Source organism: Candidatus Nitrotoga sp. BS (assembly GCF_927797785.1).
Taxonomy (GTDB): domain Bacteria; phylum Pseudomonadota; class Gammaproteobacteria; order Burkholderiales; family Gallionellaceae; genus Nitrotoga.
This window is the reverse complement of sequence record NZ_CAKMLL010000119.1, coordinates 1-13,858: the sequence shown is the minus strand read 5'-3', so window position 1 is coordinate 13,858 and position 13,858 is coordinate 1. Positions and strand designations below refer to the sequence as shown.

Below are 13,858 nucleotides of genomic sequence, written 5' to 3'. Positions count from 1 at the left end.
GTATTTAAGGGCACTTCAATAAATCCCGTTAATCTCCACCCGCCGTCATCACATTTCATTTTTTATGATGTTCCGGTGAGACTTACAACATCTACGACGGTTTGTTCATTTCCCCCAGCCCATGTCGGCTATCTTGAGTGGTCACCCCCCCTTTTTGCCATTGCCTGCGCGACAGGCGCACCGATCCTGTCGAAGTCAAACACCTTCAACCGAATCAGCGTCTCAATGCGCTTGAGGTTGTACGTCAAATTCATCAAGCCCACCCAACCTTGACGCGCGCTGCATGCACCCATACTGCGCAGGAAGATACCGCCCATGTCGTTTTCCATCGCACCCAAGACATGCTCGAGCCGTGCACGAACGCGCGATTTCTCTGTGTTGCTCAGCGCTTGTGCTTCGGTCTATGGTTTGTTGCGATAGGCACGTTCATGAATCCGGCTCTCGTGCCGACTTCCCTTGAGGCTTTGCGCCTGTTCGTCTGAACGGTAGGCGCTATCTGCCCACACTTCTTTGCCGCCTGTCGCCTCGTCGCGCAGCACCCCATCGAGCACCTGACTGTCATGGTTGCTGGCGGCGGGTCAGGCGGCGACGGTGATGAGCTTGGTGTCCTTGTAGATGATTATGGGGTTCTTGTAGCCATAGTGGCTTTGCCCGCCTTTCTTCGTCCAGCGGGCATCACAGTCTTTTTGCACCCGTTTGACCGGGTATTGATCCACCCGATGGGGATAGCATCGGCCTTGATGATGGCGTTGGTCTCGCGTCCGTTGCGCTGGATAGGCACGGGGATAAAGGTGGCATCAATGATCTGACCGCTCTTGAGTTCGACTCCTAGCAGCATGCGCCTGATTCAGTCGTTCGATCAAGGCATCAGTCCAGCGGGTCGCCTGCTTCAGAGAGGCTGGCATAGCGGTTTTGAAGGTCAAACAGGCCGTTTTGTATGGGGTGGGGTCGTCGAATGTCTGTTTCTATTTTAGGCTTAGAACTTTCGGCTCTTGAGAAAATCGAGGGGATTTATAGAAGTGCCTTGAACTAACCAGAAGATTAATCTCGTCTGCGTACAGCAATTTCGACTTATTAAAGTAAACATACCACGTTCGTAGAACGTGGTATTGGCTTATGCCCCCCAGATGGGGGGCACACCTATCGCATCATCCGAGAAGGCGCTCTGCAAGGCTCTATTACAATTGTTCCTCAAGAAATAAAGACGAAAGTCATCATTCCCTGAGCTCAATTTTATGATCGCAACTGATCCACACTCCAGATACCTGCACCACGAGTCGCGATAAACAAAAAGATAAAGCAATACAAAGCCACTATCTCTCCACCATTCGCAATCGGGAAAAAGTTCTGGTTAGCATGTGCAATGAAGTAGGCTGCAGCTGCCATTCCACTGCAAATAAATGCGGCGGGTCGAGTGAGAAGACCAATTATGATCAGTGTTCCACCCACTAATTCGATAACACCAGCCGAAGTCGTCATTGGATTCAGTGGGCCGTAGGGAAAAGGTATAGGGAAACTGAATAGCTTCTGCGTGCCGTGGCACAAAAATAAAAAACCACTAACGATTCTTAATAAAGCGTAGGCGGGTTCCTGGAATTTATCTAAAAATTTCATCTTTACACTCCCTTTTAAGGTTTAGATACGGGTTGGGTTTCAAAGTCAAAAATCAGCCACTGGGTGCAAATTACACTATAACATGTTGAAAATATAACAATATATATACTCGCGCTACCGTTGATATCAATCTTTTATTGAAATGATTTGTTAGCTTTCGATTTGCCAAAGGTACATGCTCGATTTTTTATTCATAATCTGAATCTCAAACGATTTCGTACATGCTGCTTCTGTATATCCGTAGCAAACGTGAAGCGGCAATAGATGCTCTTCTCTGGGGTGGCAATAGCGCGCAAACGGTGCTGTCTCCCAATTGATAAATCTATTCATGCGCTCTTGCTCACCAAGGTCCAAACTACCACACGTTTCCAACAACCAAGCTTCAAAAGATTCATTCTTTTCTTTTATATCCGCAGTTTCCGGTGCAAAGAACGCCTGAAGATTATGAAATGAGAACCCTGATCCTATAACGAGTAAAGAAGAATCGTCCAGCTTCTGAAGCGCCTGTCCAACTTTGACGTGTTCCGTAGGATGAAGATTTTTTACCAAGGATATTTGGATACAGGGAATGTCCGCTTCCGGATACATCAATTTCAACGGAACAAACAGGCCATGATCGAATCCTCGCGTTTCATCAAGGCTGGATTGAATACCTGCCTCCGAAAAAAGTTTGGCAATTTTGCGCGCCAACAATGGTTGGCCTAGGCATGGATAAGTAATTTGGTAGGATTCTTCCGGGAAACCATAGTAGTCGTATATCAGCGGCGGATTATTTCCTGACGTTATTGTGGGGCAACCTTCTTCCCAATGAGCACTCACGACGATTATTGCTGACGGCTTCTTTATCTTCGCTGAGATGGTTTTCAGGCACCGAACCATTTCGTCGTGGGCAGCATCTCCCAAGAGCGGCAGCGGTCCTCCGCCATGTGATAAAAAGAGTGCCTGGCGATAATTCTTCATAAACCTGATCTCCTTCAAAAATTAACGTTTGAGCTAAGAAAATAATGGGGCAAATTACTTGATTAATAATCAATTCACAGACATCTTCTGTTTCATGGCTGCTCCTTAGTTAAAAAAAGCTTATGTTTCTTCTCATTAATGCTATGACGTATTAGATATGCCGGTTTCCTCGATGCGCGTGTTGATGGACGTACTATACGAGTTTGTTTGATCATGCACTAGATGGTAAAATTTGGAATCACTATGCATAATTCTGGACAATAATATGGACCTCGGTGCAATTGCTGTATTCGTGAAAATCGTGGAAGCAGGTAGTCTTTCCAAAGCAGCAAGACTGCTGAACATGCCCAAGACGACAGTCAGCGCCAAGCTCGCCGCCCTGGAAAAACAGTTGGGGGTGAATCTGATTCACCGCACCACCCGTAAATTGCATGTGACGGAAGCTGGCGAGAAATACTTTCATCATTGCGCAAATGCCGTTCGGGAAGTGGAACTGGGGAATGCGGCTCTTGAATCGTCGCAAAGCACGCCGACTGGCGTACTCAAAATCACCGCACCTGTAGATATAGGGCATACGGTGCTTCCTCGAGTTATCCGCGCCTATTTAGCGAAGTATCCCGATATCACCGTTGAGTTGGTGATTTCAAACCAGATAGTTGATCTAGTCGAGGAAGGCGTCGACCTGGCTATCCGCGCCGGCAGTCTGAAAGACTCGTCATTAATCGCGAAACGCTTTTTTGACTTGCACGCCAATCTTTGGGCTTCCCCGGCTTATGTCCAAAGATTCGGCAAGTTCATTCATCCCAAGGATTTGGTCAAAGCGGCGTTCGTCGGGCGTAAGGGGATCGACGTACTACGGCTTACGAATGACAAGTCAGAAGTAGATGTACTAGTCGTCAGCCGCGTCCTTGCGGACGATCTCGAAACTATCAAAGCACTGACCATCCTTGGTGAAGGAATTAGTTGGCTGCCTGACTTCCTGTCCGCAGATGCGGTAGAAGCCGGCACACTTGTGCCGGTTCTTCCGCAATGGAAATCGAAGGGAATAGGTGCGGTCTATTTCGTCTACGCGAGCCAAAAATATGCATCGCCCAAGGTGCGGGCATTCATCCAAACGGCGCTGGATGTCGTTTCATCGGGCATGTCCAAGTGAATCGTGAGGCGGATTCAAGTTCGAAGTGCAGCAGCGAATAGTATTTAATGGGGTGATCTGAAACTCAGCGCTTTGTGTGGTCGGTGGTTGAGTCGTTATTGCAGCCCGTAACAGTTGTTCCTCAGTAACGCCAGCAGCATTTTGCTACGTATATGACCCTCGCGACTTGCGTTCAGCCAGCGTAGCCAATCCGCCTTTTGTGGTTCTTGCTGAACCGATGTTGATTTTTGCCGTATTCGTGTGCGCCAATTCTAGTTACAGGCTGGGTTTGCGATTGATATGACTTGAAGGCATGATGGTAAACAACGGCTTCATGACGCTGCCGACCAACCTAAATCTAGACCATGCCACGTTACGACAAATCACTCGTCTGGTTTCGCCGCGATTTACGCTGTGATGACCACGCCGCCTTGCACTACGCGCTCAAAGAGAGCCGCCTAGTATTCTGTGCTTTTATTTTTGATACACAAATCCTGGATCCGCTTTTGGCTTGTGGTGCGCGGGCGGATCGCCGGGTAGAATTTATCCACGGCAGCCTGCAATCGCTTGATGATGAATTGCAGCGGCGCGGCGGAGCCCTGATTGTGCGTTATGCAGATTCGGTTGCCGTCATACCTGAACTTGCGCAAGAACTTGGCATTGATGCGGTATTCGTCAACCATGACTATGAACCGCAGGCAATCATACGCGACAGCGCAGTAGAAAAAAATCTCAGGGCAGTCGGTCGCGCTTGGCATAGCTATAAGGATCAAGTTATTTTCGAGAAAGACGAAGTGCTGTCGCTGGTCGGCAAGCCGTTCTCGATTTTTACACCTTACAAAAATACCTGGCTGAAGAAACTTCAATCTGCAGCTGGATACTTTGATTTCTCCTGCCTGACAGCCCATGACACCAGATCAGGGCAAGGTACACTGACCTCGCCCACTAACATATCACCGATGCCTACACTGGCTGCCATGGGATTTGAAACAACAAATTTATCCAAGCTGAGCATCACGCCAGGGATGCAAGGCGCGCAGTCATTGATGGATAATTTTTTGCCGCGCATGAAAAACTATCGCGATGTGCGTGATTTTCCAGCAATAAAGGGACCATCCTATCTTTCGGTACATCTGCGGTTTGGTACGATATCCATTCGTACACTGGCGCGTCATGCAATGCAGGCGATCGCCTCGGGTCAAGGCGGTGATGGTGCGATGACTTGGCTGTTGGAACTGGTATGGCGCGACTTCTATTTCATGATCCTGTACCAACACCCACATATCGTACAACGTGCATTCAAGCCGGAATACGATCGTATTCAATGGGAATCCGGCCCCACGGCGGATGCGGCCTTCACAGCCTGGTGCGAGGGCCGCACCGGATATCCATTGATTGATGCATCCATGCTTCAGCTAAATCAGACTGGCTATATGCACAACCGTTTGCGCATGGTGACCGCCAGTTTCCTGACCAAGGATTTGGGAATCGACTGGCGTCGTGGAGAACAATATTTCGCGTTGAAATTAAACGATTTTGACTTGGCTGCGAATAATGGTGGTTGGCAGTGGGCCGCCTCGTCCGGTTGCGATGCCCAGCCATATTTTCGGATCTTCAATCCAGTCACGCAATCAGAAAAATTCGATACTGAGGGAAAATTTATACGGCGCTATCTGCCTCAATTGGTCAAACTTGATGCCAAAAGTATTCATACACCTTGGCTGCTCGCTGAAGCAGAACGGATAAAAGCGGATATCGCTTTAGGTGAGAACTATCCAACACCGATTGTCATGCACGACCAAGCACGCCTGAAAACACTGGATCGTTATGCTGTGGTCAAGAAATGAACTGCGTTTTATTAATCCAACTGAAGTTTAGACACTCGCGTTTTTTTGCGTGATGCCGCCAACACCCAAACTGCACGAGAAATGTATTTAAAAAATGCAAAAAATACTTGACATGAAATCAGATTTGCGAGGTCGCCGCGTTGCTCGCTCGGTGTTGTTTTTAGAGCGAGCAACGCGGCGACCAGTGAGGGATTTTCGATCTCGGATACCCGCTCATGTCGCTCACTGCACACGTTTGTTTGCCGCTCTCGGAATGGATTTCCTTTCTCCTTGCAGCCGTTCCACCGTGCTCTCGCCGAACGTTCGTCGAACGCCTGATCGGCTGCACGCTCAACCCGGAAGGCTGGGTCACTCGCGCCATCGGAGCCATTCGCCGCGAGGCTACTGAACTACTTATTACAAGCTGATCGAACGGGCGCATGTATCGGTCATCGACTTGTCCGTCCGTTTGCTGCAACTGATGCAGATGCTCTTCCCAAACGAACTGGTGAATTTGATTATCGACGATACACTGGTTCCGCGTTACGCGAAGACGGGGCCGGGTATCAGCATCAAGCACGATCACAGCCACAAAGCCAATCTGCCGACGGAACCGGAGTCGTACGCCGTGGGCCGAGGCGCAAATACGGTCGGCGTATCGATGCGGCCATGCTGGATACACTATCGGCGCAGGAGAGGGTGCTGATACTGTACGGCAAGATGCAGCGGGTCAGGCTGCGCTCGGTCATCGCCGTGGCGCGATTCCTCAAGAGTGTGCCCGTGCGAGCGGTGTGGTGCGAGATGCGTCAGGACGACAACACCTGGTCGCGACCGAGACGGAACTCTCTGCTCAAGCCGTGGTGGAAATCTACGCCGAACGATGGGGTATCGAGCCATTGTTTCACAACCTGAAGCGATGGTGGGGTGTGACGAACTTGTGGCAGCAATCGAAGGCCGCGCTGGAGCTGTGGATGCAGATTCGCTCCACGGCGTATGCCCTGACGCAAGTGCTCGCCCTGAAGTTGTGGGAATCTTTCCCGTTAATGGAAATCGCGCCTTGGCGCAAAGGCGCGATGATTACGGCGGGACTTTTCGGGCAGTGGATGCGAATCCAATTTATCGGACTTCGCGTACGCGATGCCTGCAACCCGAAGTCGGGAAATTTTGTGATGCCTTTCCCCGGTCAGGATCAACGTTTGCAGTGTTGAGAGGTAGGACATCACGTTTGTCAGTCCCAGATCGTTATATTTTGGGTTCGTTGTGCCTCGACATCAAGGAAAATTCAGGACGGCAGGCACCGGCGTGTGTCTAATTTCAGTCAAGTAACTTGACCTCATTATTCTCATGGTCAAACTTTCAGCCTTAGACCGAAAGACGAATTTTCAGGATACTTAAAGAAAATATCAACACCTTTGTAATTCATAGCCTTGGCTCAATTCAAGTTTTTATCTAATTTTAACCGGCCTGCCAATAAACCAATAAAGCATCTAACTTTACTCGAAGCCATGCGTCCTTCGCGGTGAATAATGTGTACGGGTAGGGAAGGAGGCTCATAATTTTTCAGTACGGCCTTTAGGCTACCCTCCTCTAGCTCCTGTGTTACCTGGTAGGAAATGACCCGGGTAATACCCAGACCTATCCTTGCCGCATTGATCGCACCCTGGTTGGTCGTTGTCGTGAGTCTGGGCTGTATACGCACAGTGTGTTTCTTGTTCTGGTGTTCAAAATGCCAGTCGTGAGCAAGGTTACCGGCGCTGGATGAAATCAATGTATGAGTTAATAGGTCGTCTGGCGTTTGCGGGATCCCCCTTTGCGCCAGATAATCAGGCGATGCAACCAAGATCAGTCGAACCGTTCCTACAGTTTTAGCATGCATACTCGAATCGGGTAGATGGCCAATACGTACGCCCAAATCAAAGCCTTCTTCCAGCAGGTTGACTACCCTGTCCAAAAACACGGCTTCTACCTGTGTGTCAGGGTAAGTACTCAGGTATTCAACTATGGTCGGCATCACATACTTTTGCCCAAATAATACCGGTGCTGTGATCACCAGTCTTCCCTTAGGTTGTGCGTTGATACCTATAGCGGCTTCGTTTGCTAACTCTACCTCCCGAATAATTCGCCGGGCATCTTCCAGATATCGTCTGCCTGCTTCTGTGGTACGCACATAGCGGGTCGTACGATTGAGTAGCTTTACGCCGAGTTTTTCTTCAAGGGTCGCAATGGCTCTGGTCACAGAAGGTGGAGACATCTTTAAGCGACGGGCGCCGGAGGCAAAGCCTTGCTCTTCGGCTACCGCCACATATACCTGCATTAAATGTAAGTGATCCATTGGTTGCTTCTTGCTTTATTCCACATTATGGAATAATAAATTGTAAATTATGTATATTCTTATTCTAAATGGAATTAGGCAGAATGACTTCATTGATTGAGAGAAAGCTTAATCAATATTTTTAAGCTAACACCTAAACGAAAACTTCCAGAGGAAACTATTATGAGCCGTATTAATTTAGTTACAGATGCACAAGCTAACACTGAACAACAAGCACTCTATGCTGCTATCCAAGGTCAACTTGGCATGGTACCCAATTTTTTAAAGATATTCGCCAACTCTCCGGCTGCTCTTCGCGCATTTTTGGGATTGCACAGTATCGCTAATGAAGGCAGCCTGGATCCACAAACCCGTGAGCGTATCGCACTGGGCTTGGCTGAACAAAATGCCTGTGAATACTGTGTGTCTGCCCATACCGCTATTGGCCGTAAAGCGGGCTTGTCTAACGCTGAAATTGAAGCGAATCGTGCAGGTAGCAGTCAAGATGCCAAAGCCTCAGTTGCCGTTAAGTTTGCTCGTTCACTGGCTGCAAACAATGGTGAGGTCACAACCGATGAATTGTTGGAGATTCGTAACGCCGGGCACAACGATGCTGAAATTGTTGAAATCATTACTCATGTGGGTATGAATGTTTTGACAAACATACTGGGTAAGGCAAGCCGCGTTGAAATTGATTTTCCAAAAGTGGCTTTACAACAAGCGTCTTAATCAAAGTTTATTTTGACGCGGGGTGTTGACGGGTATTGGTCCCTGTCAACACTCACATAACCAATTCGATTCTGGAGTGTGAGTAATGGCACATAAATATGCACAAATTGCTTTCACTGAACAGGTGAGGCAGGTTCAAATTGAACAGAACAGCCGTGCCGGTTATGCAGGCATGGATCAAGGTGAAGACTACAACTTCCTTCTTTCTGAAAACGAAGCTGCCTTTATTCAGGATCGGGACAGTTTTTATATAGCCAGCGTCAGTGAAACTAACTGGCCATATGTTCAGCATAGAGGCGGACCTAAGGGATTTTTGCGGGTAATAGACACGTCTACTCTTGGTTTTGCTGATTTTAAAGGCAATAGACAATATGTAAGCATGGGAAATTTTCGTACTAATGACCGTATCGCCCTGTTATTAATGGATTATCCCAATCGCCGCCGCCTAAAGTTAATGGGGCGAATCGAACAGGTGGCCCATGACAACTATGGACTGTTGGCTAGTTTGGAGGTTGAAGGCTATCGCGCGACGGTAGAACGTGCTTTCATCATCCGTATAGAAGCCTTTGACTGGAATTGCCCTCAGCACATTACCCCGCGCTTTACCGAGCAGGAAGTAGATCAGGCAATTGCACCCATATTTGCACAGTGTAAATCACTGAAAGCGCAACTTGAAAGCTCTAATCAGCAGCTGAATATCAAGGACGTTCAATGGGCAGGAAACGGGCCATTGCCTTTGGTGGTTAGTGGAGTGCGCCAATTGACGCCAAGAGTACGCGCTTATGAATTACGCCACAGTGAAGGGGAATTATTACCCGAGGTTCAAGCTGGTGCCCATTTGCAATTGCCGGTAACTCTGAAGAGCGGCGAACCGGTTCTGCATCACTATTCTATTTGCTCAAACCCCAAACGTCGCGATATCTATGAGGTTGCAGTACTAAAAGAGCCTCAGGGGCAAGGTGGATCCTTGTCGATTCATGACAATCTGCAACTTGGTCAGCAACTAAATTGCGCCTTACCAACGAACTATTTTTCACCACATAAGGACGATGCCAATGCGGTATTAATAGCAGGGGGTATAGGCATTACTCCTATTAAAGCGATGGCCCAAACACTAAAGTGCAAGGGCGTTGAATTTAGCCTTCACTATGCCGGGCGCACACTGGGTGAGATGGCTTTTAGGGATTGTCTTCAATGTGAGTTTGCTAAAGAGTTAACCGTCTATAGCGCAGAGTTGAAGCAACGTATGGACATCCTGACCATCATGCAAAGGGCGCCTGCCGATGCGATGTTTTACGTATGTGGCCCAGCTTCCTTGATTGAGTCTGTGATAGCAACCGCTGTGCAATTGGTGATCGCTCCTGAGCGTGTTCGGTATGAGCGTTTCAGTGCCGTAAAAGTAAATGACGCTAAAGCAGTGACCCTTGAACTGGTGCGCTCGAAGCGTATTATTCATGTAGTTGCAGGCCAAAGTCTGCTGGATGCCATGCTGGCAAAGGGTCTAGAGCTCTCTTTTAGTTGTAAAACGGGTGAATGTAAGTCTTGTGTGCTTAAAGTCTTAGGCGGTGAGCCCCGGCATCTTGATAACTGCCTGACAGAAGATGAACGTAATAAACAGAAGATGTTTTGCCCCTGCGTATCCCGCAGTCACAGCACTAACTTGTATTTAGATATCTAACTATTATTAAATTAAAACAAAAGGAATAATTATGAATTTTGATATTAGCATTGAAGATACCCGCAAACCCTTGCCGGACTTTTCCCGGGAAGAGGCCATAGTAAAAGCCCGTTTAGCGGAAGATGCCTGGAACAATCAGGATCCTGTAAAAATTGCTACAGCCTACAGCCTTGATAGTCGTTGGCGAAATCGTGATACCTTTTTAGTAGGCCGTGACGAAATTGTCGCTTTTCTTACCAGCAAGTGGAAAAAAGAACAGGATTACCGATTAATCAAAGAATTATGGACCCATGAAGGTAATCGAATTGCAGTGCGCTTTGTCTATGAATGGCATGATGATAAGGGAAACTGGTTTCGCTCCCATGGTAATGAAAACTGGCAATTTAATCACAAAGGATTGATGACAGAGCGCCATGCCAGCATTAATGACGAGGCTATTAGTGAAGCTGAACGTAAATTCCTTTGGCCACTGGGCAGACGCCCGGATGATCATCCGGGATTGACGGAATTGGGTTTATAGTTTCGGGCTTAAAAAATGGGTCCGGTTTCAATACTGTTCAGTCACTAAAAATAAATTTAATACAATAAACATTCTAAATGTCAAAAACACTCCGTCAAGCGCGCTATCTGAAGAGTAAACATTAGAAGATGTAGATTTATTTTCAACATCATTGTTTGATGAAATAATAAAAAATTTTAGATCTAAGATGTTGCGCTGGTGCACAGGTTACGTAGCTCCAAGAATTAGCGGTGAGTCATTTTCGATCACCTCAAAAAATATTCACGTCATAACTCAATTACCACCTACTAAAGTAGGTGGGTTGAGGCTCCGACCGCCGCCCACTAAAAGTGGGCAAACCGTGGCGGACTCCGCTAAAACCATATTCACAGAACGTATGATGAAACTCATAGTGTTTAAAATCTTAAATGCACCAGCTAAAGCTGGTGGTTTTAACCAATTGATAGAAAATAAAATCGATAAAGATACGTGGAATAACCTAATTGGTGAAAAATACGAAACAAAAAATTTTGACCCAGTTTCGGGAACATTGCTTGATGGTTAATCTATACCTTTTGGAAGGTGCAGCTATGACTATATTTTCGTTTGTGAGGAAGACGGGACGTCTGATGGCAGTAAGTTTGATGCGTCTTTAAGGCTAAAGAAGCTATTTTTAATTATTTTCTGTGTTTTATGTAGGTCTGGACAAAACACGCTCACAAAATCTAGTGCTGCCCCATATTTATATTGCGTACAGTTTCCTCATAATATGTCATCTTCCCTAGGCGTAAGCGTTAGCGCCATTGGGAATCTATTGCCATACTACATTAACAATCGGATCGTATCTTCGGATGAAATATCGGAGATTAAGCATTGGTATGAAACTGAAGCCTTGTTATCTGAAGATAAAAGGAATAGGGCGGAAAAGAGTGCTCACTACATACTTCTCCCGGATCACGCCCCGGTAAAGGTAGCGCCCCAGATAGACGAGCGCCTTCTCGCCCTGCCGACGAATTTGCAATCCACTACCCCCCATGCCTTCGGATAACGGTTTGGGAGCGTCAATCCGACGGCCTCGATGCCAGCAAGCAGCTTCGCCCGGAACACTCGGGCCAAGGCCTGATGGTTGAACAGATAGCCGCCCTTGCCGCGCCGCTTGGTGCGCACGAGCCAGCCCCCTGAATTCCGCAGGCAGAGTAAAAGTCAGAAGAGCGTATTCGGCTGGTACCTTTTTTGTAACTGCCGTTCCAACCATTGCTGGCTTTCGTGGAATGGCGGTTAAGGAACAGCAACACCGGGTTGCGATGCATTTGCCAAAAACGGCACAGGAGCAGGAGCGTCGCATGAGGCAGCGGAACGAAGCGAGCCTTGTTGCTCTTGGCACCGCAGATATGCTCGCGAGCGCGCGCCGATGCGGCGTAGGGTGAGCGAGTACACTTCGATGGTCTTGGGCTGCAAACCTTTGAGCTTGAGGTGCTTGAGAGGTGTCTGGTACGGCTGGTCGAAGTGCGATTGCGATGAAAATGTTGTGTTCATGCTGGCGTGTCCTCACGATTGTGTGCAAAATCAACCCCTCAGGAAAAAAATGGGACGAAGATGCAGCATAAATCGTGGCATCGCAGTTTGGGTTGCCTCCGCGTAGCGGCTTCGTTCAACCATCAGTTGGAAGCCGACGCTTGACCGCTCCACACTCCCTGCGCTGCAGCTCCGGTCGGTCGCTATCAAACGCGTCTCAACTGAGCGTTAGTTTATATTGGTCGTTAGGAAATAGAATCCGCCAATACGGATCAATCTTTAAATTACTAATTTAATTTTGCAAGGAATTTTCTGATTTTGCCGGTATTAGTTCTTGCATTCTATACGGGTTAAAAGCAGATTCAGCTGGAACTACTATTTCTGTCGGCTGTTCAATTGACGCAGGATTACTCGATGTTTCCTGTGATAGTGGTTCCATGCTGCTCTGTGGAACAGCTGTGCCAATTACTACTGGAGGTACATTTTCGATCGATGTTGTATCCGGTATATCGCTATTTGCCTCGTCATCGAATTCCTCATCAAATTCGTCATCGAATTTTTCACGCGGAGGATCACCGTCATATACTAAGCTTTGACGCTGTTGCTTATAGGCATTACGGATAAAAGCATAACGGTCAATTGCTGCCCCATCCAATAATTTTTCCTGATCCAGTAGTTCGGCTCGGAGATTGATCGTCCGTGTTATATACAATTTATTGCGTGTAGGTATATTCGAAATTTGACGAATAGGGTGAAGATAGCTATCAGCATACAAGCCGATGCTGTCGCGAATATTACTGGGACCAAAGAATGGGAGGACGATATAAGGCCCACTGCTAACGCCCCAATAACCCAAAGTTTGACCGAAGTCTTCATTATGTTTCTCTAATCGATCGGTAATGTTAAACAAGCCTAAAATTCCAAACGTTGAATTAAATAATACGCGTGTGCCGTCGGATGCAGCCTGAGCAAATTTTAATTGCAGCAAGTCGTTTATAGTGACAATGATGTCATTCAGATTTGAGAAGAAGTTTGCCACCATGATTTTCCCGGGTTCAGGCATTACAGTGCTGTAACCTTTCGCTACCGGTTTTAATATAGCTTTGTCCACCGCATCATTAAATTTATACATACCCCGGTTAAATGGCTCCAGCGGATCTTGTGGATTTTTTCCCGCCTGAGTTGAAGCGCAGCCACCTAATGCTAAGATGACAAGCAATAAATATATTCTGGTTGATGGCATGAAGATCATTGGGTGTGAGTTTATCTTTGTACAATTGTAATCGTAATGCCACTCGAGCAGCACAATACCATTTGAAGCATATTACCATTAGCTACCTGCATATAATTGCAGTCGTTCTCGATGAGTGGCTGGTGGGCGAGATAAATGTCCCTGTCCTAATTTCAGGCTGCATTATAAGTAATTATACCTTTATATCGCGCTTTTTCGCGCATGCCAATTATAGCAACCGGATTTGGTATCGTGTTACGTCCGACACATTGATATTTAAAAGCACTTCAATAATTCCCGTTAATTCTCACCTGCCGTCATCAAATTTCATTTTTTGATAATGTTCCGGTGAGACTTACAACA

The 13,858-nt window shown here is 47.2% G+C and carries 14 protein-coding genes and 1 pseudogene; 8 read left to right on the top strand and 7 right to left on the bottom strand.

Translation table 11 applies throughout. The features are described from left to right. The first annotated feature begins 137 nt into the window (after positions 1-137). Positions 138-482 carry a hypothetical protein gene (locus MJ769_RS14190; protein ID WP_239237795.1) on the top strand — a complete coding sequence of 115 codons (345 nt, stop codon included), beginning with the start codon at positions 138-140 and terminating at the stop codon, positions 480-482. A gap of 137 nt (positions 483-619) precedes the next feature. On the opposite strand, the gene MJ769_RS14185 is transcribed toward MJ769_RS14190, so the two are convergent. The 3 genes from MJ769_RS14185 to MJ769_RS14175 all read right to left on the bottom strand — a co-directional run bounded on the left by MJ769_RS14185 (position 620) and on the right by MJ769_RS14175 (position 2,574). Continuing rightward, on the bottom strand, positions 620-838 hold the full coding sequence (locus MJ769_RS14185; RefSeq protein ID WP_239237794.1) for a hypothetical protein: 219 nt from the start codon (positions 836-838) through the stop codon (positions 620-622). Between the two features lie 395 nt (positions 839-1,233). Beyond that, positions 1,234-1,614 (bottom strand): DoxX family protein, encoded by a 381-nt coding sequence (locus MJ769_RS14180; protein ID WP_239237793.1) that lies wholly within the window; start codon positions 1,612-1,614, stop codon positions 1,234-1,236. Between the two features lie 150 nt (positions 1,615-1,764). Beyond that, positions 1,765-2,574: a DODA-type extradiol aromatic ring-opening family dioxygenase gene (locus MJ769_RS14175; RefSeq protein ID WP_239237792.1), complete on the bottom strand. Its 810-nt coding sequence runs from the start codon at positions 2,572-2,574 to the stop codon at positions 1,765-1,767. Between the two features lie 265 nt (positions 2,575-2,839). Between MJ769_RS14175 and MJ769_RS14170 the strand changes: the two genes are divergently transcribed. The 3 genes from MJ769_RS14170 (at position 2,840) to MJ769_RS14570 (ending at position 6,740) form a co-directional block, all read left to right on the top strand. After that, the gene (locus MJ769_RS14170) at positions 2,840-3,727 is read left to right on the top strand and encodes a LysR family transcriptional regulator (protein ID WP_239237791.1); all 888 of its coding nucleotides are present in this window, start codon (positions 2,840-2,842) and stop codon (positions 3,725-3,727) included. Positions 3,728-4,071: 344 nt separating this feature from the next. After that, the gene (locus tag MJ769_RS14165) at positions 4,072-5,553 is read left to right on the top strand and encodes a cryptochrome/photolyase family protein (RefSeq protein WP_239237790.1); all 1,482 of its coding nucleotides are present in this window, start codon (positions 4,072-4,074) and stop codon (positions 5,551-5,553) included. 506 nt (positions 5,554-6,059) lie between these two features. Then, the gene (locus tag MJ769_RS14570; RefSeq protein WP_338140736.1) at positions 6,060-6,740 is read left to right on the top strand and encodes a transposase; all 681 of its coding nucleotides are present in this window, start codon (positions 6,060-6,062) and stop codon (positions 6,738-6,740) included. A gap of 224 nt (positions 6,741-6,964) precedes the next feature. Here MJ769_RS14570 and MJ769_RS14155 read toward each other — a convergent pair whose 3' ends face one another. After that, complete coding sequence (locus tag MJ769_RS14155; RefSeq protein WP_239237788.1) at positions 6,965-7,864, bottom strand: LysR family transcriptional regulator; 900 nt, start codon at positions 7,862-7,864, stop codon at positions 6,965-6,967. Between the two features lie 96 nt (positions 7,865-7,960). Between MJ769_RS14155 and MJ769_RS14150 the strand changes: the two genes are divergently transcribed. The 4 genes from MJ769_RS14150 to MJ769_RS14135 all read left to right on the top strand — a co-directional run bounded on the left by MJ769_RS14150 (position 7,961) and on the right by MJ769_RS14135 (position 11,314). Continuing rightward, positions 7,961-8,572 carry a carboxymuconolactone decarboxylase family protein gene (locus MJ769_RS14150; protein WP_239237787.1) on the top strand — a complete coding sequence of 204 codons (612 nt, stop codon included), beginning with the start codon at positions 7,961-7,963 and terminating at the stop codon, positions 8,570-8,572. Positions 8,573-8,657: 85 nt separating this feature from the next. Further along, positions 8,658-10,250 (top strand): 2Fe-2S iron-sulfur cluster-binding protein, encoded by a 1,593-nt coding sequence (locus tag MJ769_RS14145; RefSeq protein ID WP_239237786.1) that lies wholly within the window; start codon positions 8,658-8,660, stop codon positions 10,248-10,250. Between the two features lie 31 nt (positions 10,251-10,281). Then, positions 10,282-10,770, top strand: coding sequence for a nuclear transport factor 2 family protein (locus MJ769_RS14140; RefSeq protein ID WP_239237785.1), 489 nt, complete (start codon positions 10,282-10,284; stop codon positions 10,768-10,770). A gap of 151 nt (positions 10,771-10,921) precedes the next feature. Then, the gene (locus MJ769_RS14135) at positions 10,922-11,314 is read left to right on the top strand and encodes a hypothetical protein (RefSeq protein ID WP_239237784.1); all 393 of its coding nucleotides are present in this window, start codon (positions 10,922-10,924) and stop codon (positions 11,312-11,314) included. Between the two features lie 366 nt (positions 11,315-11,680). Here MJ769_RS14135 and MJ769_RS14130 read toward each other — a convergent pair. From MJ769_RS14130 to MJ769_RS14120, 3 genes and pseudogenes are all read right to left on the bottom strand, one after another. Then, positions 11,681-12,018: pseudogene (locus MJ769_RS14130) on the bottom strand (transposase); the annotation flags it as partial. A gap of 9 nt (positions 12,019-12,027) precedes the next feature. After that, positions 12,028-12,285: a hypothetical protein gene (locus MJ769_RS14125; protein ID WP_239237783.1), complete on the bottom strand. Its 258-nt coding sequence runs from the start codon at positions 12,283-12,285 to the stop codon at positions 12,028-12,030. Positions 12,286-12,556: 271 nt separating this feature from the next. Then, the gene (locus MJ769_RS14120) at positions 12,557-13,507 is read right to left on the bottom strand and encodes an MlaA family lipoprotein (RefSeq protein WP_239237782.1); all 951 of its coding nucleotides are present in this window, start codon (positions 13,505-13,507) and stop codon (positions 12,557-12,559) included. Between the last annotated feature and the right edge of the window lie 351 nt (positions 13,508-13,858).